At 72.6% G+C, this 21,922-nt stretch carries 21 protein-coding genes and 1 pseudogene; 6 read left to right on the forward strand and 16 right to left on the reverse strand.

The genetic code is table 11. The features are described from left to right. Positions 1 to 41: 41 nt before the first annotated feature. From GHR20_RS07490 to GHR20_RS07515, 6 genes are all read right to left on the reverse strand, one after another. Complete coding sequence (locus GHR20_RS07490; protein ID WP_148023152.1) at positions 42 to 629, reverse strand: sugar kinase; 588 nt, start codon at positions 627 to 629, stop codon at positions 42 to 44. Then, positions 626 to 1,771 (reverse strand): ROK family glucokinase, encoded by a 1,146-nt coding sequence (locus GHR20_RS07495; protein ID WP_111581189.1) that lies wholly within the window; start codon positions 1,769 to 1,771, stop codon positions 626 to 628. Before GHR20_RS07495 ends, GHR20_RS07490 begins: the two co-directional genes overlap by 4 nt. Before the next feature lie 107 nt (positions 1,772 to 1,878). Next, complete coding sequence (locus GHR20_RS07500; protein ID WP_243877967.1) at positions 1,879 to 2,742, reverse strand: ATP-binding cassette domain-containing protein; 864 nt, start codon at positions 2,740 to 2,742, stop codon at positions 1,879 to 1,881. Further along, entirely contained in the window at positions 2,739 to 3,815 is a 1,077-nt protein-coding gene (locus tag GHR20_RS07505; RefSeq protein ID WP_153812712.1) for an ABC transporter permease, read from the reverse strand. The genes GHR20_RS07500 and GHR20_RS07505 overlap by 4 nt, the downstream gene beginning before the upstream one ends. Continuing rightward, complete coding sequence (locus GHR20_RS07510; protein WP_111581187.1) at positions 3,812 to 4,816, reverse strand: sugar ABC transporter substrate-binding protein; 1,005 nt, start codon at positions 4,814 to 4,816, stop codon at positions 3,812 to 3,814. The genes GHR20_RS07505 and GHR20_RS07510 overlap by 4 nt, the downstream gene beginning before the upstream one ends. Positions 4,817 to 5,084: 268 nt before the next feature. Beyond that, on the reverse strand, positions 5,085 to 5,834 hold the full coding sequence (locus GHR20_RS07515; protein WP_153815884.1) for a GntR family transcriptional regulator: 750 nt from the start codon (positions 5,832 to 5,834) through the stop codon (positions 5,085 to 5,087). Between the two features lie 117 nt (positions 5,835 to 5,951). Here GHR20_RS07515 and GHR20_RS07520 point away from each other — a divergent pair, with 117 nt between their 5' ends. Then, positions 5,952 to 6,974, forward strand: coding sequence for a Gfo/Idh/MocA family oxidoreductase (locus GHR20_RS07520; RefSeq protein ID WP_153812713.1), 1,023 nt, complete (start codon positions 5,952 to 5,954; stop codon positions 6,972 to 6,974). 143 nt (positions 6,975 to 7,117) lie between these two features. Here GHR20_RS07520 and GHR20_RS07525 read toward each other — a convergent pair whose 3' ends face one another. The 3 genes from GHR20_RS07525 to GHR20_RS07535 form a co-directional block, all read right to left on the reverse strand. Beyond that, on the reverse strand, positions 7,118 to 8,317 hold the full coding sequence (locus GHR20_RS07525; RefSeq protein WP_153812714.1) for a cytochrome P450: 1,200 nt from the start codon (positions 8,315 to 8,317) through the stop codon (positions 7,118 to 7,120). 256 nt (positions 8,318 to 8,573) lie between these two features. Continuing rightward, positions 8,574 to 9,008, reverse strand: coding sequence for a ribonuclease (locus GHR20_RS07530; RefSeq protein WP_148023148.1), 435 nt, complete (start codon positions 9,006 to 9,008; stop codon positions 8,574 to 8,576). 165 nt (positions 9,009 to 9,173) lie between these two features. Continuing rightward, positions 9,174 to 9,752 carry a TetR family transcriptional regulator gene (locus GHR20_RS07535; protein WP_153812715.1) on the reverse strand — a complete coding sequence of 193 codons (579 nt, stop codon included), beginning with the start codon at positions 9,750 to 9,752 and terminating at the stop codon, positions 9,174 to 9,176. Between the two features lie 50 nt (positions 9,753 to 9,802). Here GHR20_RS07535 and GHR20_RS07540 point away from each other — a divergent pair, with 50 nt between their 5' ends. Then, complete coding sequence (locus GHR20_RS07540; RefSeq protein WP_148023146.1) at positions 9,803 to 10,300, forward strand: GNAT family N-acetyltransferase; 498 nt, start codon at positions 9,803 to 9,805, stop codon at positions 10,298 to 10,300. 28 nt (positions 10,301 to 10,328) lie between these two features. On the opposite strand, the gene GHR20_RS07545 is transcribed toward GHR20_RS07540, so the two are convergent. The 4 genes and pseudogenes from GHR20_RS07545 to allB all read right to left on the reverse strand — a co-directional run bounded on the left by GHR20_RS07545 (position 10,329) and on the right by allB (position 15,449). Continuing rightward, entirely contained in the window at positions 10,329 to 11,141 is an 813-nt protein-coding gene (locus GHR20_RS07545) for an AIM24 family protein (protein ID WP_148023145.1), read from the reverse strand. Between the two features lie 61 nt (positions 11,142 to 11,202). Beyond that, complete coding sequence (locus GHR20_RS07550; protein ID WP_243877968.1) at positions 11,203 to 12,525, reverse strand: globin domain-containing protein; 1,323 nt, start codon at positions 12,523 to 12,525, stop codon at positions 11,203 to 11,205. 401 nt (positions 12,526 to 12,926) lie between these two features. Next, entirely contained in the window at positions 12,927 to 14,042 is a 1,116-nt protein-coding gene (gene alc, locus GHR20_RS07555) for an allantoicase (protein ID WP_153812716.1), read from the reverse strand. Between the two features lie 70 nt (positions 14,043 to 14,112). Beyond that, positions 14,113 to 15,449, reverse strand: a pseudogene (gene allB, locus GHR20_RS07560) (allantoinase AllB). Positions 15,450 to 15,752: 303 nt separating this feature from the next. Here allB and GHR20_RS07565 point away from each other — a divergent pair. Beyond that, positions 15,753 to 16,547: an IclR family transcriptional regulator gene (locus tag GHR20_RS07565; RefSeq protein WP_111581178.1), complete on the forward strand. Its 795-nt coding sequence runs from the start codon at positions 15,753 to 15,755 to the stop codon at positions 16,545 to 16,547. A gap of 1 nt (position 16,548) precedes the next feature. Next, entirely contained in the window at positions 16,549 to 17,136 is a 588-nt protein-coding gene (locus GHR20_RS07570; protein ID WP_148023142.1) for an HD domain-containing protein, read from the forward strand. Here GHR20_RS07570 and GHR20_RS07575 read toward each other — a convergent pair. Then, entirely contained in the window at positions 17,103 to 17,549 is a 447-nt protein-coding gene (locus GHR20_RS07575; protein ID WP_220093214.1) for a DUF5955 family protein, read from the reverse strand. The genes GHR20_RS07570 and GHR20_RS07575 overlap by 34 nt on opposite strands. Before the next feature lie 58 nt (positions 17,550 to 17,607). On the opposite strand from GHR20_RS07575, the gene GHR20_RS07580 reads away from it, so the two are divergent. Both GHR20_RS07580 and aceB read left to right on the forward strand, forming a co-directional pair. Then, on the forward strand, positions 17,608 to 18,216 hold the full coding sequence (locus tag GHR20_RS07580; RefSeq protein ID WP_153812717.1) for a nucleotidyltransferase family protein: 609 nt from the start codon (positions 17,608 to 17,610) through the stop codon (positions 18,214 to 18,216). A 231-nt stretch (positions 18,217 to 18,447) separates the two neighbouring features. Next, the gene (gene aceB / locus GHR20_RS07585; RefSeq protein WP_153812718.1) at positions 18,448 to 20,073 is read left to right on the forward strand and encodes a malate synthase A; all 1,626 of its coding nucleotides are present in this window, start codon (positions 18,448 to 18,450) and stop codon (positions 20,071 to 20,073) included. 66 nt (positions 20,074 to 20,139) lie between these two features. On the opposite strand, the gene GHR20_RS07590 is transcribed toward aceB, so the two are convergent. Continuing rightward, positions 20,140 to 21,054 carry a HipA family kinase gene (locus tag GHR20_RS07590; RefSeq protein WP_153812719.1) on the reverse strand — a complete coding sequence of 305 codons (915 nt, stop codon included), beginning with the start codon at positions 21,052 to 21,054 and terminating at the stop codon, positions 20,140 to 20,142. Further along, positions 21,048 to 21,884 carry a 4'-phosphopantetheinyl transferase superfamily protein gene (locus tag GHR20_RS07595; RefSeq protein WP_243877969.1) on the reverse strand — a complete coding sequence of 279 codons (837 nt, stop codon included), beginning with the start codon at positions 21,882 to 21,884 and terminating at the stop codon, positions 21,048 to 21,050. The genes GHR20_RS07590 and GHR20_RS07595 overlap by 7 nt, the downstream gene beginning before the upstream one ends. Positions 21,885 to 21,922 lie beyond the last annotated feature (38 nt).

A 21,922-nucleotide genomic window follows, 5' to 3' on the forward strand; every position in this document is an offset into this window, starting at 1 on the left:
ACTCTACGGGCGGGGTCTGACAACCGGTCCCCGAGCAGGGGCTATGGCACCGTCCGCGACACCACGTACACCATCGGGAAGTCCGGGTCGGCCATGTTCACGACCACGTCCTGGGTGGGTGCCGGGTTCTTCTGGGTGTGGGTGAGGCCGTACCAGGAGCCGGCGCCGGCGAAGGTCCAGCCGCTGACCTTGCGGTCGCGGGCGCCGACGGCGATGTCGCCCTTCTTCAGCTCGTCGCGGCGCGAGTCCATGGACTGGAGGAAGGTGTCCAGGCCGGCCGGGTTGGTGCGGAACTGCACGTACAGGCGGCTGGTCTTCCAGTTGTTGGTCTCGTACGACGCGATGTGGTCGGCGGGGCGCGGGACGTTGACCTGGTAGAGGCGGCGCTGCACCTTCGACGGCCAGCCCGCGGTGAGGCCGGTCGCGGAGTACTTGGCCTCCTTGTCCTTGCCGCTGTTGCGGCTCTGGTTCGCCGAGATCACCAGATAACCGGCCGGCACACCGATGAGCAGCACGATGATCAGCAGGGTGATCCCCCGGCGCCTGGCCTTGTGGCGGGGGTCCTCGGGAGGCCGCCGCCCCGGCTGCGGCCCGGCGGCCTGGCGGGGCAGGGAGGTGGAGGCGGTCATGCGGTGTCCCGTTCGCGGCGGGCCTGGGCGTACCGCTCGTAGCGCTCGTACCGCTCGACCCGGCGGCGCTTGGCGCGCCGGAAGCGGCGGGCGACCAGGCGGGCCAGATCGGCCGCGCCCACCATGCCGGCCTCGGGGCCGAGCTGGGCGCGGGTGATACGGGCCTCGGGGCGGTAGCCGCGGCCGGTGAGATGGCGCTTGAAGGCGTCTCTGGCGGGGCCGATGAGCAGATCGTCGGCGGCCGAGACGCCACCGCCGATGACGAAGCAGGAGGGGTCGAGGGCGGCGGCCAGGTTGGCGATGCCGACGCCGAGCCACTGGCCGATGTCCTGGAGCAGCTCCACGCACATCGCGTCGCCCTCGCGGGCCAGCTCGGTGATCATCGGCCCGGTGATGTCGGCGATGTTGCCCTTGACGTGCTCGATGATCCCGTAGGCGACCGGCGAGTCGGCCTGGGCCAGCTCGCGCGCCTCGCGGACCAGGGCGTTCCCGGAGCTGTACTGCTCCCAGCAGCCGCGGTTGCCGCACGGGCAGCGGTGGCCGCCGGGCACGACCTGCATATGGCCGAACTCGCCCGCGACGCCGAACTTGCCCCGCTTGACCTGGCCGTCCTCCAGGATCGCGCCGCCGATACCGGTACCCAGTGTGATCATCACCAGGTGGTCCTCGCCGCGCCCGGCGCCGAAGCGCCACTCGGCCCAGGCGGCGGTGTTGGCGTCGTTGTCCACCAGCACCGGCACGGAGAGGCGGCCGCTGAGCCGGTCGCGCAGCGGTTCGTTGCGCCAGGACAGGTGGGGGGCGAACAGGACGCGGTTGCGGTCCGCGTCGACCCAGCCGGCGGCGCCGATGCCGACCGCGTGCACGTCGTGCCGGTCGGAGAGGTCCAGGACCAGCTCGACGATGGTGTCCTCGACGACCTTGGGGCTCTTCGACTTGTCCGGGGTCTCCGTGCGGAGCTTCTCCAGGATGTTGCCGTCGGCGTCCACGACGCCCGCCATCACCTTGGTGCCGCCGATGTCGATGCCGACGGTGGGGACACGGGGGGCCGTCAGGTGGGACCGGCGCTCCCGGGTGCCGACCGTCCGCAGGACGGGGGCGCGGCGGGAGCCGATGGGGGCCGTGAGGTCGCGATAGGTGCTCATCGTTGGTCGATTGTGCCTCAACGACGGTAAGGGTGCCGTACAAGGCGGGGGCGAGGGGCGGGCGATCCCGGTGGTGTCCCGGTTGACCGCGGCGCCCCTCGCCGCCCTCAGTCGCGCTGGAGTTCGTGGCGCAGGACGTCCAGGTCGGAGCCGCCGGCCATCTGCGCGGTCAGCTCGTCCAGGGTGATCTCGTCCCGTGTGTGATTGCCCACCATCGTGCCGCGGCGCAGCAGCACGAACCGGTCGCCCACCAGGTACGCGTGGTGCGGGTTGTGGGTGATCAGGACGACGCCCAGGCCCTCGTCGCGGGCCGCGGCGACGTACTTGAGGACCACGCCGGACTGCTTGACGCCCAGGGCCGCGGTGGGCTCGTCGAGGACGAGGACCTTGGCGCCGAAGTGGACGGCGCGGGCGATGGCCACGCACTGGCGTTCGCCGCCGGAGAGGGTGCCGATGGGCTGGTCGACGTCCCGCAGGTCGATGCCCATGCGCAGCAGCGCCTCGCGGGTGGTGCGGCGCATCAGGGCGGTGTCGAGGCGCTTGAAGGGGCCGGTGCCCTTGCGGGGCTCGGAGCCGAGGAAGAAGTTGCGCCAGACCGGCATCAGGGGCACGACGGCCAGGTCCTGGTAGACCGTGGCGATGCCCCGGTCCAGGGCGTCGCGCGGGGAGGCGAGGCGGGTCTCCTCGCCGTCGACGCGCAGGGTGCCGCCGTCGTGCTGGTGCAGTCCGGCGATCATCTTGATCAGGGTGGACTTGCCCGCGCCGTTGTCGCCGAGGACACAGGTGATTTCGCCCGCGTGCACCTGGAGGGACACGCCGTCCAGGGCGCGCACGTTGCCGTAGTGCTTGCCGACGCCGGACAGCTCGACCAGGGCGGGCGCAGCCGTCGTCGCGGTCGCCGCCGAAGTGGTCCCGTCCGTGGTCCCGTCCGTCGTCCCGGCCGTCACGCCGTCCGTCATGTCGTCCGTCATGTCGTCGCCTCCGCGCGCTTGCGGACCCAGGCGTTGAGCAGGGTCGCGAGGAGCAGCATCGCTCCGAGGAAGAACTTGAACCAGTCGGGGTTCCACTCGGCGAAGACGATGCCCTTGCTGGTCATGCCGAAGATCAGGGCGCCCACCGCGGAGCCGACCGCGCTGCCGTAGCCGCCGGTGATCAGGCAGCCGCCGATGACGGCCGCGATGATGTAGATCAGCTCGTTGCCGACGCCCTCGCCGGACTGGACGGCGTCGAAGGAGAACAGCAGGTGCTGGCCGGAGATCCAGGCGCCGAACGCGACGCCCATGTAGAGGCCGATCTTCGTCTTCGCCACCGGCACGCCGACCGCGCGGGCCGCGTCCTCGTTGCCGCCGACCGCGAAGATCCAGTTGCCGACGCGGGTGCGCAGCAGGATCCAGGAGCCGAGGGCGACCAGGGCGAGCCACCACAGGATGGTGATCTTGAAGTCGACGCCGCCGACGGTGACCGTGGAGGCGAAGACGGCGTGGGCGCTGGAGAAGCCCTGCATGTCGGCGATGGTCTTGGTGGAGACCGTGCCGTCGATCAGCTTGGTGAAGCCGAGGTTCATGCCGCACAGCATCAGGAAGGTGCCCAGCGTGATGATGAAGCTGGGCAGTCTGGTGCGGGTGAGCATGAAGCCGTTGAAGGCGCCGATGGCGAGGCTGACCAGCAGGGACACGCCGACGCCGACCCAGGTGTTCGCCGTCATCTGGTAGCTGAACATCGAGGAGATCAGCGCCGAGGACGTCACGAGGACGCCGGCCGACAGATCGAACTCGCCGCCGATCATCAGCAGCGCGACCGGCACGGCCATGATCCCGATGGTCGAGGAGGCGTACAGGACGGTGCTGAGGCTGGGGGCGCGCAGGAAGCCGTCGGCGATGAAGGCGAAGAAGACGAAGACGGCGAGGGCGCCGACGACCGAGCCCAGCTCGGGGCGGGCGAGGAGCTTCTTCAGCGGGGAGGTCCGCAGGAGCCGCTCGTCGGCCACCGGTTCCCCGACCTTCTGTTCGACCGCGTTCTGCCCGGTGGTCCGCTCGGCGGTCATCGGGTGCCCCGCTCGGTGTACGCCGCCAGCGTGGCCGCCTGGTCCTTGGTGATGATCTGCGGGCCGGTCAGCACCGGCTTGCCGCCGCCGAGGACGTCACCGTTGTACTTGTAGGCCCACAGCAGGTCGACCGCCTCGTATCCCTGGAGGTACGGCTGCTGGTCGACCGCGAAGCCCAGGGTGCCGTTCTTGAGCGAGGCCGCGACCTGCGCGTTGAGGTCGAAGGTGTCCACCTCGGCCTTGCTGCCCGCGTCGTTCTTCGCCTTCACGGCGGTGTCGGCGTAGGGCGCGCCGAGGGTGACGACGCTGTCCAGGGACTTGTCGGCCTGGAGCTTGGCCTCGATGGCGGACTGCACGTCGGGCATGTTCGTGCCGTTGACGTAGAGCTTCTGGAGCTTGCCCTTGAAGGTCTTGGCGACGCCGTCGCAGCGCTGCTCGTGGCCCACGTTGCCCTGCTCGTGCAGCACGCACAGGGCCTTCTTCTTCCCGCGCTTGTTCAGCTCGTCGCCGACGGCCTCACCGGCGATGGTCTCGTCCTGGCCGATGTGGGTGAGCGCGCCGAACGCCTTGGACTCCTCCGAGCCGGAGTTGACGGTGATCACCGGGATGCCGGCCTTCTCGGCGCGCTGGACGGCGGCCTTCATGGCGTCCGGCTTCGCCAGGGTGACGATGATCCCGTCGACCTTCTTGTCGACCGCCGCGTCCACCAGCTGGGCCTGCTGCTGGGCGTCGTCGTCGTGCGAGTACAGGAAGTTGATGTTGTCCTTGACGGCGGCCTGCTTGGCGCCGCTCTGCACGATGTCCCAGAAGGTGTCGCCGTCTCCCGAGTGTGTGATCATCGCGAAGGTCCAGCGGGGGGTGTTCACCCCCGACCTGCCCTGGGCGACGGCGGCCTTGCGGGCGTCCTCGGCCCGCTTCCCGCCGGTGCTGCTGCAGCCCGCGAGGCACACCGAGAGTGCCCCTGCGAGCGCCATGACTGCCCAGGTCCGAAACCGTGCCACGAGGCCGTGCCCTTCTCGCTGTCTCCAGCTGACTCTCAGCTGTCCTTGCTCCGACGTGCGGATGGGGCGGGCGACCTCACCGTCGGTGTGTCCCGGCGGCGACCGCACCGGCCCCAAACACTTCAGTATCGGTCACCGGGGTGGGCGGGCGGACGGCCGGGGAGGAGATTCCGGTCACCTTGTCCTGACAATGCGACGAACGCCGGCCGGACGAGGCGGCGGAGAACCGGACGGCGCGGCGGGGAACGCGACGGCCGGCCGGTGCCTTTCAGGGCCGTACGAGCAGCTGGAACTCGAAGGCGTAGCGGCTCGGCCGGTAGGCGTGGTCGCCGTACTCGACCGCGCGGCCGGTGTCGTCGTAGGTGGTGCGGCACATGGTGAGCAGCGGGGCGCCGGCGGCCTCGCCGAGCCGCTCGGCCTCGGTGGCGCCGGCGCCGCGGGCGCCGATCGACTGGCGGGCGCTGTGCAGGGTGATCCCGGCGGCGCGCAGCATCCGGTACAGGCCGGTCGCCTCCAGCCGGGCGGTGTCCAGGTCGAGCAGTCCGGGCGGCAGATGGTTGATCAGGTACGCCATCGGCTCGCCGTGCTCGAGCCGGAGCCGCTCGACGCGGTGGACGTCGGTGCCCTCGGTGACCCCGAGCGCGGCCGCGATCTCGTCGGAGGCCGGGACGACCGTGTTGACCAGGACCTTCGTCGTGGGCCGCCGGCCCGCCGCCGCCAGATCGTCGTAGAGGCTGCTCAGCTCCAGCGGGCGCCTGACCCTGCTGTGCACGACCTGGGTGCCGACGCCCCGGCGGCGCACCAGCAGCCCCTTGTCGACCAGCGACTGAATGGCCTGGCGGACGGTGGGCCGGGACAGGCCGAGCCGCGCGGCCAGCTCGATCTCGTTGCCCAGCAGGCTCCCGGGGGTCAGGCTTCCGTGCTCGATCGCGGCCTCCAGCTGCTGGGACAGCTGGAAGTACAGCGGCACCGGCGAACCGCGGTCCACGCGGAGTTCGAGCGCGACGGTCGGGTCCACATCTGGTTTGGGCACGGGCCGAGCGTAGTCGGGTGGGCAGTTGACGGGAAGTCGTGAAGTCTGATTGTCCTGACATACACATTGACAGGGGCCGGGCCGCGCCGTCACTTTGTTTCCATGCGCATCGGGGTCATCGGTACGGGCCGCATCGGCACCCTTCACGCGAACACGCTCAGCCGGCACCGCGAGGTCGGTTCGCTGATCCTGACGGACGCCGATCCGGTGCGGGCGCAGCGGCTCGCGCACCGGATCGGCGAGACGGCGGCGCCGGGGGTGGACGAGATCTTCCGGTGGGGCGTGGACGCGGTGGTGATCAGCACGGCGACCGCGGCCCACGCCGAGCTGATCGGCCGGGCGGCGCGCTCGGGGCTGCCGGTCTTCTGCGAGAAACCGATCGCCCTGGACCTGCCCGGCACGCTCCAGGCGCTGGCCGAGGTGGCGGCGGCCGGCACGGTGCTCCAGATGGGCTTCCAGCGCCGCTTCGACGCGGGGTACGCCGGAGCGCGCGAGGCGGTGCGCGCCGGGCGGCTCGGCCGGCTGCACACCGTACGGGCCCTGACCTGCGACCCGTCCCCTCCCCCCGCCGACTGGCTGGCGCTGTCCGGCGGGCTGTTCCGGGACACCCTCATCCATGACTTCGACATGCTGCGCTGGGTGACGGGCCAGGAGGTGAGCGACGTCTACGCGGCCGGCTCGGACGCGGGCCCCGTGATGTTCCGCGAGGCCGGTGACGCCTGTACGGGCGCGGCGCTGCTCACCCTGGCCGAGGGCACCCTGGCCACCGCGACCGCGACCCGCACGAACGGCGCGGGCTACGACGTCCGCATGGAGCTGGCCGGGGAGCGCGACACGGTGGTGGTCGGCCTGGACGACCGCACCCCGCTGGCCTCCACCGAACCGACCGGGCCACCGCCCGCGGACAAGCCCTGGACCGGTTTCCTGGAACGGTTCGCGCCCGCGTACGAGGCCGAGCTGTGCGCCTTCGTGGAGGTGCTGCACGGCGAACGCGCCAACCCCTGCGACGGCCACGAGGCCCTCCAGGCGCTGCGGATCGCCGAGGCGTGCGAGGTCTCGCGGCGGGAGCGGCGGGCGGTGGCGATGGCGGAGATCCCGACGGCGCCGGGGTCCGCGGGCGGCTGAGCGGCCGTACGGGAGCGGTCGCGGAGTGGTCGCCGTGCGGAAGCGGTCACGGGGTGGTCGTACGACGGTCACGCGCGGGGTGTCGTACGACCGTCACGCGTGAGCCGTACGACCACCCGCCCGGCGCTCCCCCTCGACCAGCTCTACCAGCGCACCGGCAGGGTCCGCAGGCCGCGCATCAGCATGCCCGGCAGCCACTCGTCGTGCGGGCCGTCCAGGGCGAGGCCGGGGGTGCGTTCCAGCAGGGTGGAGAGGGCGACGCGGCCCTCCAGGCGGGCCAGGGGTGCGCCCAGGCAGTAGTGGAGGCCGTGGCCGAAGGCGAGATGGCCACGGGTGTCGCGGCGGATGTCGAAGCGCTCGGGCGCGGGGAAGCGGGCGCCGTCGCGCTGGGCGGCGGTGAGGCCGACCATCACGTGTTCGCCCTTCTCGATGCGGACGCCCCCGAGCTCCAGCGGTTCGGCCGCGTACCGGAACGTGGCGTTCTCCACCGGGCCCTCCCAGCGCAGCGTCTCCTCGACCACCCCGTCGATCAGGCTCATGTCGGCGCGCAGGGCGGCGAGTTGGTCGGGGTGGGTGAGCAGGGCGAGGACGCCGTTGCCGATGAGGTTGACCGTGGTCTCGTGGCCCGCGATGAGCAGCAGGAAGGCCATGCCGCGCAGTTCCTCGGACGAGAGCCGGTCGCCGTCCTCGGCGGTGGTGCGGACCAGGTCGCCGAGGAGGTCGCCGGTGACCCCGGAGCGGCGCTTGTCCTCGATCAGTTCGGTGAGGTACTCGCCGAGCCGGCTCATCGCCTCGCGCTCGGATCCCGGGTCGGTCGGGGCGACCACCTGGGTGGAGATCTTGCGGAACTCGGTGCGGTCCATCTCGGGGACGCCGAGCAGTTCGCAGATGACGGTCAGGGGCAGCGGGTAGGCGAGGGCCGCGATCAGGTCGGCGCGGCCGGCGCTGCCCGGCGAGAGCATCTCGTCCAGCAGTTCATCGGTGATCCGCTGGACGCGTGGGCGCAGTTGCTCGACCCGGCGCATGGTGAAGGCCCGGGTGACGAGGCCGCGCAGCCGGGTGTGCTGGGGCGGGTCGGTGCCCAGCAGATCCCTGCCGATCAGGTCCTGGTCGAGGAAGGTCACGCCGATCTTCGTGCCGTCCTTGGAGAGCCGGGGGTCGGCGAGGGCGGCGCGCGCCTCCTCGTACCCCACGACGAGCCAGGTCTCGTAGTCCTCGTCCGCGTGGGGTATCCGGACCCGGTGCACCGGGCCCCGCTCGCGCAGCAGGGCGTACACCGGATGGGGGTCGCGGCGGAACGCGTCCCCGAACTCCCCCAGATCCACTGCCTGTCGACGATCCATGACGTCCCTTCCGGGCTCCCCCGAGGCCGACCGGGCGTATCCCGGTGTCCGGAGAACGCACACGGCGGCGGCTTGGTGCCCGGACCCGCGGAAATGCCGTGCGGAAAGCGGGAGATGGCCGAAAGCGATGTGCGGGCGCCGGTAACGGCTCGCCCCGCGGCCGTCACGTGGGGTGGGGCCGCGGGGCGGGGCTCGGTGCGGATCAACGATGGATCAGCGGTGGATCAGGGGTGGATCAGGGGTGGTACAGAGTGGTTCAGCAGCCGAAGTCGATCAGGTCGAAGGTCTCGTAGTGGTCGGAGGTGTAGTAGTCCTCCTGGCTGCCCTCGCCGGTGATGATGCGGCGGGTGCCGCGGGTGGGGGCACCGGGGGTCACCACGGTGTACTCGTGGTAGTAGCCCGAGGACTGGCTGGGGAGCACGCCCTCGCGGTTGGAGAAGACCGTCCCGTCCTGCGAGTAGGGGTAGGGGCCGCCCTGGGCGATGAGGTCGAGGGTGTCGTCGGCCTGCGAGGGCAGGGCGCTCTGGCAGATGCTGCCGACGGAGTCGGCGGAGACGACGGACGCCTTCGCCGTGGCGACGGAGACGGGGGCGGCGTTCGCCGCGGTGGCGGAGACGGTGCCGCCGGCGAGGAGTGCGGACAGGACTGCTGCTGCGGCGCCGATACGGGCGGCACGTGGGGGGATACGCATGACGTCATGATGACGCGCGTAGACAAGGACATGTCAACGACAACAGCGTGGAATTCCCCCGCAGGTAACCGTGTTTTTCAACCAGTTCACCTTCCTCCGCAGAACACCCACAGGAAGGTCACGCGGCGGCCACCGGACGCCCGGCGCGAACCGGTCGCGCCGGGGTCACTCCACCGCGGCCAGCAGGACGTGCACCGCCGCGGTCGTCCGGGCCAGGTCGCCGGTGGCGAGGAGGTCCAGCAGGGCGCCCCTGAGGGCGGCGAGCACGAACGTGCGCCGGGCCAGGCCCGCTTCGCTGTCGCGCTCCCCCGGGTGCTGGGCGGCGGCGAGCAGGGCGAGCCAGTCCTCGACCGTGTCGTTCGCGAACCCGGCCCACGGGCCGTCGGGCCCCACGAGGGAGCGGGCGTAGCTCTCGACCCAGAGCGTCAGCAGACCGCGATGGGCGTCCTCGGACAGCCACCGCCACAGCTCCCGGGCGACCGGCGCCAGCCCCCGCGCCGGGTCGCGGGCGGCGGCGAGCCGGCGCAGGGCGGCCAGCTCATCGGCCCTGGCCCGCGCCAGCAGGGCCCGGACCAGGCCGTCCTTGCTGCCGAACAGGTAGAGCAGCACTCGCGGGGAGGAGTCGATCTCCTCGGCGAGCGGGCGCAGGGACAGACCGGCCAGGCCGGCGCGCAGCGCGTGGGCGTATGCCGCCTCCAGCAGTTCCTGCCGTCGCGGAGAGGGGGTTGCTTCGGATCGGGCCACCCGGGTTAGTGTACTGAAACAGTCGTTTCAGTGAGAGGTGGGTGGTCCTGATGGCGACGGAACACGAGGTGGTCGTCCGCCCGCTCGGCCGGCCCGGGGACCTGGGCTGGGTCGTGATGGCGCACGGCGAGCTCTACGCCCGGGAGTTCGGCTGGGACGCGGACTTCGAGGCGCTCGTCGCCCGGATCGTCGCCGACCACACCCGCGCGGACGGTCCCGGTCCGCGGGCGGCCTGGATCGCCGAGGTCGACGGGGTGCGGGCCGGCTGCGTCTTCTGCGCGCCCGGGGACGACGAGGGCACCGCCAAGCTGCGCCTGCTGCTGGTGGACCCCGCCGCGCGCGGGCTCGGCCTCGGCACCCGCCTGGTCGGGGAATGCCTGCGCTTCGCGCGCGAGGCCGGGTGCGCGGCGATCACGCTGTGGACCAATGACGTACTGAGGACGGCCCGCCGCGTCTACGAGGCACACGGCTTCGAACTGGCCGAGGCGCAGGCCCATCACAGCTTCGGCCACGACCTCGTCGGCCAGACCTGGCGACGCGCTCTGTGACGTCCCCGCGCACCCGGGGGTCCCGGGCTCACCCCGCGTGCGTGGAGAACAGGCCGCCCGTCGGACCCTGCTTGTCGCCGCCCTGCGCCTTCTTCAGGGCGTTGGCCAGGCTCTCGATGGTCAGGGACTGGAGGATGACGCGGCCGTTGCCCTCCAGGGTGGCCAGGGAGAGGCCCTCGCCGCCGAAGACGGCGTTCATGACGCCCTGCCGGTTGAGGCCGCCCACGCGCTGGACGCCGTACCGGACGCCCTCCTCGAAGGCGACCACGCAGCCGGTGTCCACCTCGATCCGGCCGCCGAAGTCCGCCGGGTCGAGGTCGATGAAGTTGCCCGCGCCCGCGATGATCACGGTGCCGTGACCGGTGAACTTCTCCAGGACGAAGCCCTCGCCGCCGCTCATGCCGGTGCGGCCGCCCGCGAAGGCGATGCCGAACTCCACCGAGGACTCGGCGGCCACGAAGGCGTCCTTCTCGGCGAACCAGGCGCGGTGGCCGTCGAGTTCCAGCGCGCGCATCTCGCCCGGGAGCACGCCCGCGAAGCCGACCGTGCCCTGACCGCCCTGCGCGGTGAAGTACTGGAAGGCCAGCGACTCGCCCGCGAGCATCCGCTGGCCCACCTGCATGGCGGTGCCCATGGCCTGGCGCAGCAGGCCGCCCATGCCGCCGCTCCCGCCGCCCTGCTGCCCGCCGCTCCCGGAGGGACCGGACAGCCGGGTCTCCATGGTCACGTTCGTGGTCTTGAACAGGAACTTCCCGGCCTCGCAGTACACGGTCTGGCCGGGGTCCAGGTTGACGACCGCCATCTGCATGGCGTTGCCGACGATCTCTTGCTGAAGGGTCACGCCGGGAAGAACGCGCCGGGAGGGGGGAGAAGTTCCGGTGCGCACCCGCGCGTGGCGCGGCTCACCCCCCGATGATCGCCACCGGTGACCCCGGCCGGGAGGGCCGCGTGGCCGGGGGCAGGGTGCCGTCGACCGGGTCGTGATGGACGCGGTCCGGGGGCAGGGCCAGTGCGGTCAGGCCGTACACCGCGCTGGTGACCATCAGGGGCGGGCCGCTGACGTAGGCGGTGTGTCCGGACCAGTCGCCGCGCCGGGTCACCGCGTCGGCCACCGAGCCGCTCTCGGCGGCGCCGGACCCCTCGCCGAGCACCGGCACGACCCGCAGCCAGGAGCAGTTCTTCTCCAGGCGGGCGAGGGCGGCGGTGTCGTACAGGTCGTCCAGGGTGCGCGCGCCGACGAACAGGTGGGTGGTGCGGTGCAGCGGGCGCCGGGACAGCTCTTCGAGCAGGGCGCGGGCGGTGGCCCAGCCGGTGCCGCCGGCCACGATCAGGACGTCCCGCGCGGGGTCGTCGTCGAGGACCATGGAACCCTGGGCGGGGCCGAGCCGGAGCTGGTCGCCGGCCCGGGTCCGGGTGACCAGCGCGTCGCTGACGCCGCCGGGGGCGGTGCGGCGGACGTGGAACTCCAGTTCGCCGTCCGGGCGGGGCGCGCAGGCGATCGAGTACGGCCGCCAGGTCAGCGGCAGCAGCGGGGTCTGGATGCGGGTGTACTGCCCGGCCTGGTAGGGAAACGGTTCCGCGGGGCGCACCCGGAGCACCGCGAGGTCGGGGCCGCGCAGCTCGTGGGCGGTGACCGTGCCGTTCCAGTACGGCGGTTCGCCCAGCGCGCCGGCCGCGCCGTCCACCATGGCCGTGACGGCGAAGCGCACCATGCGCAGCCACGCCCCCTCCAACTCCTCGCTCCAGTGCGCGCCCGCGCCGCGCCGCAGGGCCTCGGCGAGCGCCTGCTCGAACACCTCGAAGTGCACCGGCCGGACGCCGAGTTTGCGGTGGTCGCGGCCGAGCCGGGCGCAGAAGTCGGTCACCTCCCGCGGCCGGTCCAGGTGTTCGATCAGATACCAGAAGGCGCGTTCCAGGTGGACCCGCTGGAACTCCATGGAGTCGGGGAAGAGCGAGCGCAGATAGGGGTGGCGCTCGAACATGGCGTCGTAGAGGTGCCCGATGAGCTTGCCGAAGGGGGTGACCAGCGGCAGCTGGCGGGTGATGATCCGCTGGTCGGCGGCGCCGTCGTACGGCTGCCCGGGGGCCGCTCGCGCACCGGCGCGCGGTGTCCCCGCGTCCGGGCGGGCGGACGGGGACAGGAGCTGCTGGCGCAGGCGCATCGCGTCCCGCCGGGCGAGGAGCGCGTGGTACTCGTCGTGGCCGTCGCTTCGGGTGGTGTTCACGGACTGGCTCTCTCCCTGCGGTTCCTCGCGCGCCGCCCGCCCGTGCCCGGCCCCGTACCCGGTGGTGGTCGGCGCGCTCTCTCGGCGCCGTCTTCGCGTGGACCGCGCGGTGCGCCGGGTCGGGGCGCAGCGTGACTCCCGTGCGCCGTGGGCGAGTTAGCCGCCGGAAGAAGACGGTGGCGGTGGACCCGTGCCCCACGGCGCCGGAGGTCCGGCCGGAAGACGAGCCAGTATTGCACCGCGGGCCCGATGCCGTCCGGCCCTGCCGATGGGGCCGTTCGGCCCTGTTCACCCCCCGCCACCTGCTGCTTCGCTGTACGGGCCGCACCCACCGCGGACAGCACGAGGGGCGGGCGCCCGCCTCCCCGCGGTGCCCGCCCCTCGATCCGTGTGACGGTGGGTCAGCCGCCCAGTTCCTGGTGGCGCGCGGCCAGCCGGGCCGCCCCGGTCTCGGTCGGGGAGCCGTACAGGCGCAGCCGGGAGATGCCGCCGTCGGGGTAGATGTCGACGCGCGCGTGGGTGCCGACGGCCGCCTCCGGCAGGACGAACCGGTGGTTGGTGTCGGGCTGGAGGCGGGTGCGGGGCAGGATCTCGCGCCACTCGCCGTCCTCGCCGTCGCGCACGGAGACCGATGCCCAGCCGGCGCTGTTGCCCTTGAGGTAGGCGGTGTCGATCTCGACGGCGCCGATGCGGGACTGGGTGCCGAGCCGGTAGCGGATCCAGTCGTGGCCCCGGTCGCGGCGGCGCCGGGTCTCCCAGCCGTCGTCCATCTTGCGGGAACGGCCGGGCTGGATGGTGTTGGTGGCCGGGGAGTAGAAGCGGTCGGAGGCGTCCTCGACGCTGCCGCCGTTCTCCAGGGCGACCACGTCGAAGGTGCCGAGGGCCGCCAACCAGGCCGGGTCCGGGGCGACTTCGCCGTACACGCGCAGCCGGGCGATGCCGCCGTCGGGGTGCTGGTTGACGCGCAGGTGGGTGAAGCGCTGCTCCACGGAGACGGGGAAGCCGTTCGCGGCGTGGCCGCCGACGGGGGTGCGCGGGACGAGGGCCGTCCACTTCACGTCGTCGCCGAGCAGCTGGGCGGGCGCGGGCGAGCCGGGGACGGAGGCGGCCTCGACGGAGACGGCCTGCGGGTAGTTGCCGCGGAAGTGGGCGGTGTCCACGACGATGCCGCGGATCACCCCGGGGGCGCCGAGGCGGATCAGGGCCCAGTCGTGGTCCTCGGCGGTGGGCCAGGGGTCCTCGGTGGAGGCACCGCGCCGGCGGCGGGTCTCCCAGCCGTCCATGATCTTGCCCTTGTGCCCGAAGTGCTCGGGGTCGAACTCGGCGCGCTCGGGCACCAGCAGGTTCTCGCGCTGGGCGAAGAACTCGTCGTTGGCGGCGACGACACCGGCGCCGAGGCGGCGGTCGGCGAGGTTGGCGTACTGGGTGAAGGGGAAGTCGGCGGTGCGGTAGTCCGCGTACGGGTCACCGCCTCCGTAGGGGTTCGCGTCGCCGGTAAAACCTGATGTCGCCGTCACGGTGATCAGTGCTTCCTCTCGGGAGTCGGCCGGATGGGTCTGCGGGGGGCGCCCCGGGGCGGGGCGCGGCTCAGGGGCGGTCGAGCAGCGTGCCCTTCGGCGGGGTGAACTCGCCGTCGGCGACGATGCGTTCGCCGCGCAGCCAGGTGGACCTGACGACGCCGTGCAGGGTGCGGCCCGCGTACGCGGTGACCCGGTTGCGGTGCTGGAGGCCGGCCGGGTCGACGGTGAAGGTCTCCTCGGGGGCGAGGACCGCGAAGTCGGCGTCGCGGCCGGGGGCGATGGCGCCCTTGCGGCTGTCGAGTCCGACCAGGGCGGCGGTGCGCGCGGACATCCAGCGCACCACGTCCTCCAGGGTGTGGCCGCGCCTGCGGGCCTCGGTCCACACGGCGGAGAGGCTGAGCTGGAGGCCGGAGATGCCGCCCCAGGCGGTGGCGAAGTCGCCGGTCTTCAGGTCGGCCGTGGAGGGCGAGTGGTCGGTGACGACGCAGTCGATGGTGCCGTCGGCGAGCGCCGCCCACAGCAGGTCCTGGTTGGCGGCCTCGCGGATCGGCGGGCAGCACTTGAACTCGCTGGCGCCGTCGGGGACTTCCTCGGCGGTGAGGGTGAGGTAGTGCGGGCAGGTCTCCACGGTGATCCGGACGCCCTCGGCGCGGGCGGCGCGGATCAGCGGCAGCGCGTCGCTGGAGGACAGGTGCAGGACGTGCACCCGGGCGTCCAGGCGGCGGGCGTGGGCGATCAGCGCGGCGATGGCGGTGTCCTCGGCGTCGCGCGGGCGGGAGGCGAGGAAGTCGGCGTAGCGGGGGCCGCCGTGCTGCGGGCGGCGGCGAGGTGGTGCGGGTCCTCGGCGTGCACGATCAGCAGGCCGCCGAATCCGGCGATCTCCGCGAGGGAGCGGGCGAGTTGCTCCTGGTCGAGGTGCGGGAACTCGTCCACGCCGGACGGGGAGAGGAACGCCTTGAAGCCGAAGACCCCGGCGTCGTGCAGCGGGCGCAGGTCCTTGACGTTGTCGGGCAGGGCGCCGCCCCAGAAGCCGACGTCGATGTGCGCCTTGTCCCGGGCCACGTCCCGTTTGATCCGCAGATGCTCGACGGTGGTGGTCGGCGGCAGGGAGTTGAGCGGCATGTCGACGAGGGTGGTGATGCCGCCGGCGGCCGCGGCGCGGGTGGCGGTCCAGAAGCCCTCCCACTCGGTGCGGCCCGGATCGTTGACGTGCACATGGGTGTCGACCAGGCCGGGCAGCAGCGCGTCCTCGCCGACGTCCACCAGGCGCGCGCCGGCCGGGACCTCGGTGTCGTACGGCAGGACGGCCGTGATGGTCCCGGCGGACACGGTGACCGTGGCGGCCCGTGTCCCCTCCGGGGTGATGACCCGCGTCGAGCGCAGCACCAGTTCAGCGTCGGACACCCGGACCCCTTTCTGTCCCGCCGTCGGATCTGTACCGCTGTCGGACGCCCGGGTCTTCGCACCCGGGGAAACGGGATATACAGCCACGAAACGGATTTCAACGTTCTGTTGAAGGAGTCTTCACTCCCGGTTCGGCGTCGTCAAGGGGCGTCCGCCTGGCGGCGGCGGAAGGAGGGGCACCCTGGACGTTTCCACAAAGCGGAATTAGAATTCCAGCAAGCAGAATGTAGCTCCGCACAAGCGGGGAGTCAACCGTCTGCCGGGTAGGCTGCTGCCCTCCGTTCGTCCCGAAAGGAACGTGCCGTGCCGACGTCGAGCGCCAGCACCCCCGAATCCGCCAAGGCCCCCGGCGGTGGCGGGGTCCAGTCCCTTGAGCGCGCCTTCGACCTGCTGGAACGGATGGCGGACGCGGGCGGCGAGGTCGGCCTGAGCGAACTGTCCGCGACCAGCGGGCTGCCGCTGCCCACCATCCACCGGCTGATGCGCACCCTGGTCGCCTGCGGCTATGTGCGCCAGCAGCCCAACCGGCGCTACGCCCTCGGCCCCCGGCTGATCCGGCTCGGCGAGTCGGCGTCCCGGCTGCTCGGCACCTGGGCGCGGCCGTACCTCGCGCGGCTCGTGGAGGAGACCGGCGAGACCGCGAACATGGCGCTGCTGGACGGCGACGAGATCGTGTACGTGGCACAGGTGCCCTCCAAGCACTCGATGCGGATGTTCACCGAGGTCGGCCGGCGGGTGCTGCCGCACTCCACGGGCGTGGGCAAGGCACTGCTGTCGGCGGTGCCGGACGACGAGGTGCGGGCGCTGCTCGGCCGTACCGGGATGCCCGCGGCGACGGACCGGACCATCACCACGCCGGAGGGGTTCCTCGCGGCGCTGGCGGAGGTGCGGCAGCAGGGGTTCGCCGTGGACGACAACGAGCAGGAGATCGGGGTGCGCTGCCTCGCCGTGTGCGTACCGGACTCCCCCACGGCCGCGGCGATCTCCATCTCGGGCCCGGCGGGCCGGGTGACCGAGGACGCGACGGACAAGATCGTGCCGGTGCTCCAGCAGGTCGCGGTCGAGCTGTCCCGGTCGCTGGCGAGCTCCGGCGCGTAGCTTGCGCGAGCTGTTCGACGCCATCGCCCACACCGCGCGGCTCCGCGAGGTCGAGCGGCACAATAACGCCACCCCGGACCGCCGGGAGAGCGTCGCCGAGCACTCCTGGCACCTGGCGCTGGTCTGCTGGCTGCTGCACGGCGAGTTCGAGCGGGAGAGCGGCCGGTCGCTGGACCTCACCCGGATGATCAAGATGTGCCTGATGCACGACCTGGTGGAGATCGACACCGGTGATCCCTCCGCCTGGGCTCCCGGCGACCGGGCGGGGAAGGCGCGGGCGGAGGAGGCCGTCGCCCGGCGGCGGTTCGGCGCGCTGCCCGGTCCGCTCGCCGGGGAGTTCCTGGACCTGTGGCACGAGTACGAGGCGGGCGCCACCGCCGAGGCGCGGCTGGTGCGCGGGGTGGACCGGCTGAATCCGGCCCTGATGCGGCTGCTCACCGGCCAGGGCTGGCAGGACGTACCGGCCGGCCCCGAGGCGCTGGACCGGCTCCAGCTGCCCCGCGTGGGGGTGAGCGAGACGCTGACCGCGCTGTACGGCCGTATCCGCGAACAGGCTCAGGAGCGGGGGCTGTTCGCGTCGGAGGGCTGATCCGGGCGGGGCAGCGGCTCCCGGCTCCGCCGGGCGGGTTCCCCGAACAGATCCACCGCCGCCCTGACCTCCCGCAGGCCCCCGGACAGGGCGCTCATCGAGCCGATGGCGCCCGCGAGCAGCAGCAGGGAGCCGCGCAGCCGGGGTATCTCCGGGAAGCCGCCGGAGGTCATGGCGGCGAGCGCCGCCAGCTCCTCCTCCGCTGTCGCCCGGTCCGGGAAGTCCGTGCGCAGGGCGGCCAGTTCACGGCGTAAGCGGGCCACCGCCGTACGCAGCTCCGTCACCCTCGGGTCCTCTTCACCGCCGGTCACCGGCCTGTGCCCCAAGCTCCGCAAAGCAGCCCTCCCCAGGCAGCCACGCCGTCGTGCGCGGGTCAGTAAACGCCACCCGGCCCGGCGAGCGCCATGGGGCATGCCGAAATTCAGCCCCCGGAATCCTGAAAGCCGGGCCGCCGTCGGGTATGCAGGAGCCATGAGTGACATCGAGGACCCCACCGCCCGGGTCGCCGGGCTCGTGCTGGCCGCCGGGGGCGGCAGACGGCTCGGCGGACGGCCCAAGGCGCTGCTGGAACACCGGGGGCGGCCCCTGGTCGAGCACGCGGTCGGGGTGCTCCGGGCGGCCGGGGCGGGGCGCATCCATGTCGTGCTGGGCGCGCGCGCCGAGGAGGTGCGCGAGCGGGCGGACCTGGCCGGCTGCGTCCTGGTCGACAACCCGCGCTGGGCCGAGGGCATGGGCTCCTCGCTGCGCGCGGGACTCGCCGCGCTCGCCCGGACCGACGCACGGGCGGCCCTGGTCCTGCTGGTCGACCAGCCGGGCATCGGAGCCGAGGCGGTGGCGCGGGTCCTTGGGGCGTACGACGGCGAGAACGCGCTGGTCTCCGCCGCGTACGACGGGACGCGCGGGCATCCCGTGCTGTTCGGGTCGGCCCACTGGGCGGGGATCGCGGAGGCCGCCACCGGGGACCGGGGCGCCCGCGCCTATCTGAAGGCCCACGCGGGGGCCGTCCGGCTGGTGGAGTGCGCGGATGTGGCGCGGCCGTACGACATCGACACCGAGGCCGACCTGAGCCACCTCGAATGAGCCGACCTGAGGCACCTCGGATGAACGGGGCGGGTGTCGCCGGCCGGGTTCGGTGGCACCCGGCGTCAGCATGCCTCGACTCGGAGAATCTCGACATCAACACACCATTGAAGTTCCACAATGAGGAAACTAGTATCCACTGATCAGAAGCGTCCGACCGCACAGCGGACGCGATTCATCCCTTTCGTGCCGCTTGGCACGTGGTGCCACCGCTGAAGGAAGTGACAGCTCATGTCCACACCAGCGCCGTCCCCGCTGGCCATCGTCGACGCCGAGCCCCTGCCCCGGCAGGAAGAGGTCCTCACGGACGCGGCGCTCGCCTTCGTGGCGGAGCTGCACCGGCGGTTCACCCCGCGCCGTGACGAACTCCTGGCCCGCCGGGCCGAGCGCCGCGCCGAGATCGCCCGCACCTCCACGCTCGACTTCCTGCCCGAGACCGCCGCGATCCGCGCGGACGACTCCTGGCGGGTCGCCCCGGCTCCGGCCGCGCTGAACGACCGGCGCGTCGAGATCACCGGGCCCACCGACCGCAAGATGACCATCAACGCGCTCAACTCGGGCGCCCGGGTCTGGCTCGCCGACTTCGAGGACGCCTCCGCGCCCACCTGGGAGAACGTCGTCCTCGGCCAGCTCAATCTGATCGCCGCCTACACCCGGGACATCGACTTCACCGACCCGAGGTCCGGCAAGTCGTACGCGCTGCGGCCCGACGAGGAGCTGGCGACCGTCGTCATGCGCCCGCGCGGCTGGCACCTGACCGAGCGCCACCTCGTGGCCGAGGACGGCAGCCAGGTGCCGGGCGCGCTCGTGGACTTCGGCCTGTACTTCTTCCACAACGCCCAGCGGCTGCTGGACCTCGGCAAGGGCCCGTACTTCTACCTGCCGAAGACCGAGTCGCACCTCGAAGCACGCCTGTGGAACGACGTGTTCGTGTTCGCGCAGGACTACGTGGGCGTCCCGCAGGGCACCATCCGCGCCACCGTGCTGATCGAGACCATCACGGCGGCGTACGAGATGGAGGAGATCCTCTACGAACTGCGCGACCACGCCTCGGGGTTGAACGCGGGACGCTGGGACTACCTGTTCTCCATCGTCAAGAACTTCCGTGACGGCGGACCCAAGTTCGTGCTGCCGGACCGCAACGCGGTGACGATGACCGCCCCGTTCATGCGCGCCTACACCGAACTCCTGGTGCGCACCTGCCACAAGCGCGGCGCGCACGCGATCGGCGGCATGGCGGCCTTCATCCCCTCCCGCCGGGACGCGGAGGTCAACAAGGTGGCCTTCGAGAAGGTCCGCGCCGACAAGGACCGCGAGGCGAACGACGGTTTCGACGGTTCCTGGGTCGCCCACCCCGACCTGGTGCCGATCGCCATGGAGTCCTTCGACCGGGTCCTCGGCGACAAGCCGAACCAGAAGGACCGGCTGCGCGAGGACGTGCACGTGTCCGCCGCCGACCTGATCGCCGTGGACTCGCTGGAGGCGAAGCCGACGTACCCGGGTCTGGTCAACGCCGTACAGGTGGGCATCCGTTACATCGAGGCGTGGCTGCGCGGACTCGGCGCGGTCGCCATCTTCAACCTGATGGAGGACGCGGCCACCGCGGAGATCTCCCGCTCCCAGATCTGGCAGTGGATCAACGCGGGCGTCGAGTTCGAGAACGGCGAGAAGGCGACGCCGGAGCTGGCCCGCAAGGTCGCCGCGGAGGAACTCGACTCCATCCGGGGGGAGATGGGCGAGGAGGCGTTCGCCGCCGGGCACTGGCAGGAGGCGCACGATCTGCTGCTGCGGGTGTCCCTGGACGAGGACTACGCCGACTTCCTGACGCTGCCGGCGTACGAGCAGCTCCGGGGCTGAGCCCCAAGGGGTCCCGGGTGGCTCAGGGTTCCGGCCCTGGGCCACCCCTCGCGTTTTCCGGGCCCGTCAGCGCAGGTGGACCGCGCCGTCGTGCTCCACGGCCGGCTTGCCGTGCAGATCGGGGACCTGCTTCAGCCAGTCCGGGCGGCCCGCCTGGGTACGGGCGGCGCGGGCGGCGTCCTCGGCGGCGACCTGTTCGCGGCTCGGGAACTCGGTGGGCAGCCACTCGGCGGACCGCCGCGCCCGGGCCAGCAGATGGCCGACGTAGGCGTCCCGTACGTCGTCGGGGGTGGCGAACCCGGCGTCCTCGGCCAGCCAGGCGTCCGGCACCTCGGCGACGATCGCGCGCAGCAGCTCTTCCGTGACGCGCGGGGCGAGGGCGGCGTCGGCGGCGCGGACGTCGGGGCCGTACGGGCCGAGGGCGTGGTGGCGGAAGTCGTACCGCTTGCCCGGGGCCGTGGTGTCCCAGCGGTGGTGGAAGACGAGGGCGGCGCCGTGGTCGATGAGCCACAGCCGGGGCGGGGCGGTGCCGAGGGTGGGCCACACCATCAGGTTGGAGCTGTGCACGGTGCGGTCGACGTTGACGGTCAGCGCGTCCAGCCACACCACGCGGCCGGCCTCCAGCGGGTCCACGGGGAAGTCGCGGGCCAGCTCCGGGGTGAGGTCGTGGGCGCCCGGCAGATAGTCCATGCCGAGGTTCACCCCCGCGCTGGCGCTGTGCAGGTCGCGCACCTCCTGGTGCGGCTCCGCGTCGGCGACGGCCGGGTCGAAGTGCACGAGGACCAGCTCGGGGAAGCGCAGCCCGAGCGCGCGGGCCAGCTCGCCGACGATCACCTCCGCGACCAGCGCCTTGTGCCCCTGTGCCGAACCGGTGAACTTGACGACGTACGTGCCCAGGTCGTCGGCCTCGACGATCCCGGGGACCGAGCCGCCCGAGCGCAGGGGCTCGACATAACGGGTCGCGGTGACCTCTCTCAGCATGTCCCTACGTCACCAGCCTCGTCCGCCCTGCGTGCCACGTGGTGAGCATAGACCGAGGGTGCTGCGCCGGGGTGATCCGCCAGGGTCATCCGCCGGGGTGAGGGGAAGCGGCCGGTGACGCGGTTCGGGCGGACGGCGGTGGCGGTCATCGGGCCGCGCGTCGCCACCGAGGCGACGTAGCCGCGGTCCACCGGGACGTCCCGGAAGTGCCAGTCGACCCTGGGCCGCGGGCCGTCCGGGGTGCCCAGGCCGATGTAGTCCGTGGCGGGGTCGCGGCCGAGGCCGGTGCCGAGGCCCTTCAGGTACGCCTCCTTCCGCGTCCACAGCCGGGCGACGGCCCGCGCGCGCCGGGCCGGGTCCAGGGCCCGCGCCTCCCGCTGCTCGTCGGGGTGCAGCATCAGGGCCAGCTCGCCGCTCCCCTCGATGCCGGGGACCAGCTCCACGTCCACCCCGACCGGCTCTCCCGCGACACCGATCAGCACCAGGTCGCCGCGGTGGGAGAGCGAGAAGTGGAGGTCGCCGGGGAAGCCGAGGAGGGCGGGGCGGCCATGGGGTCCGCCGCAGCAGGGGCAGGTCTCGCGGGCGTAGCGGATGTCCGCCGGCGCCACCCCCAGGTAGGACCCCAGTACCGCGCGCAGCGTGCCGTGCGCCGCCGTGAAGCGGGCGCGGTCGGCGGGCCTGGCGAAGGACGCGGCCCGCTCGCGTTCGGACGCGTCCAGCGCGGCGGCGTCCAGGGCGGCCTCCGGGGTGTCGGACAGCCGGAGCAGCCACAGCTCGGGGGAGCCCGCCGACGGGAGGCCGCGCCGTAGGGGCTGCGGAATGGATTCCACTGGACTGCTCCCGGCCGTGGAGGGGGTGTCGGACATGT

This window comes from Streptomyces sp. SUK 48, from assembly GCF_009650765.1.
Taxonomy (GTDB): domain Bacteria; phylum Actinomycetota; class Actinomycetes; order Streptomycetales; family Streptomycetaceae; genus Streptomyces.

What these genes read in the sequence shown, in the direction of transcription:
- GHR20_RS07490 (WP_148023152.1), bottom strand. Translation starts at nt 629, where the DNA reads ATGACCGCCTCCACCTCCCTGCCCCGCCAGGCCGCCGGGCCGCAGCCG.
- GHR20_RS07495 (WP_111581189.1), bottom strand. Translation starts at nt 1,771, where the DNA reads ATGAGCACCTATCGCGACCTCACGGCCCCCATCGGCTCCCGCCGCGCC.
- GHR20_RS07500 (WP_243877967.1), bottom strand. Translation starts at nt 2,742, where the DNA reads ATGACGGACGACATGACGGACGGCGTGACGGCCGGGACGACGGACGGG.
- GHR20_RS07505 (WP_153812712.1), bottom strand. Translation starts at nt 3,815, where the DNA reads ATGACCGCCGAGCGGACCACCGGGCAGAACGCGGTCGAACAGAAGGTC.
- GHR20_RS07520 (WP_153812713.1), top strand. Translation starts at nt 5,952, where the DNA reads ATGCGCATCGGGGTCATCGGTACGGGCCGCATCGGCACCCTTCACGCG.
- GHR20_RS07525 (WP_153812714.1), bottom strand. Translation starts at nt 8,317, where the DNA reads ATGGATCGTCGACAGGCAGTGGATCTGGGGGAGTTCGGGGACGCGTTC.
- GHR20_RS07530 (WP_148023148.1), bottom strand. Translation starts at nt 9,008, where the DNA reads ATGCGTATCCCCCCACGTGCCGCCCGTATCGGCGCCGCAGCAGCAGTC.
- GHR20_RS07540 (WP_148023146.1), top strand. Translation starts at nt 9,803, where the DNA reads ATGGCGACGGAACACGAGGTGGTCGTCCGCCCGCTCGGCCGGCCCGGG.
- GHR20_RS07575 (WP_220093214.1), bottom strand. Translation starts at nt 17,549, where the DNA reads ATGCCCCATGGCGCTCGCCGGGCCGGGTGGCGTTTACTGACCCGCGCA.
- GHR20_RS07580 (WP_153812717.1), top strand. Translation starts at nt 17,608, where the DNA reads ATGAGTGACATCGAGGACCCCACCGCCCGGGTCGCCGGGCTCGTGCTG.
- aceB (WP_153812718.1), top strand. Translation starts at nt 18,448, where the DNA reads ATGTCCACACCAGCGCCGTCCCCGCTGGCCATCGTCGACGCCGAGCCC.
- GHR20_RS07590 (WP_153812719.1), bottom strand. Translation starts at nt 21,054, where the DNA reads ATGCTGAGAGAGGTCACCGCGACCCGTTATGTCGAGCCCCTGCGCTCG.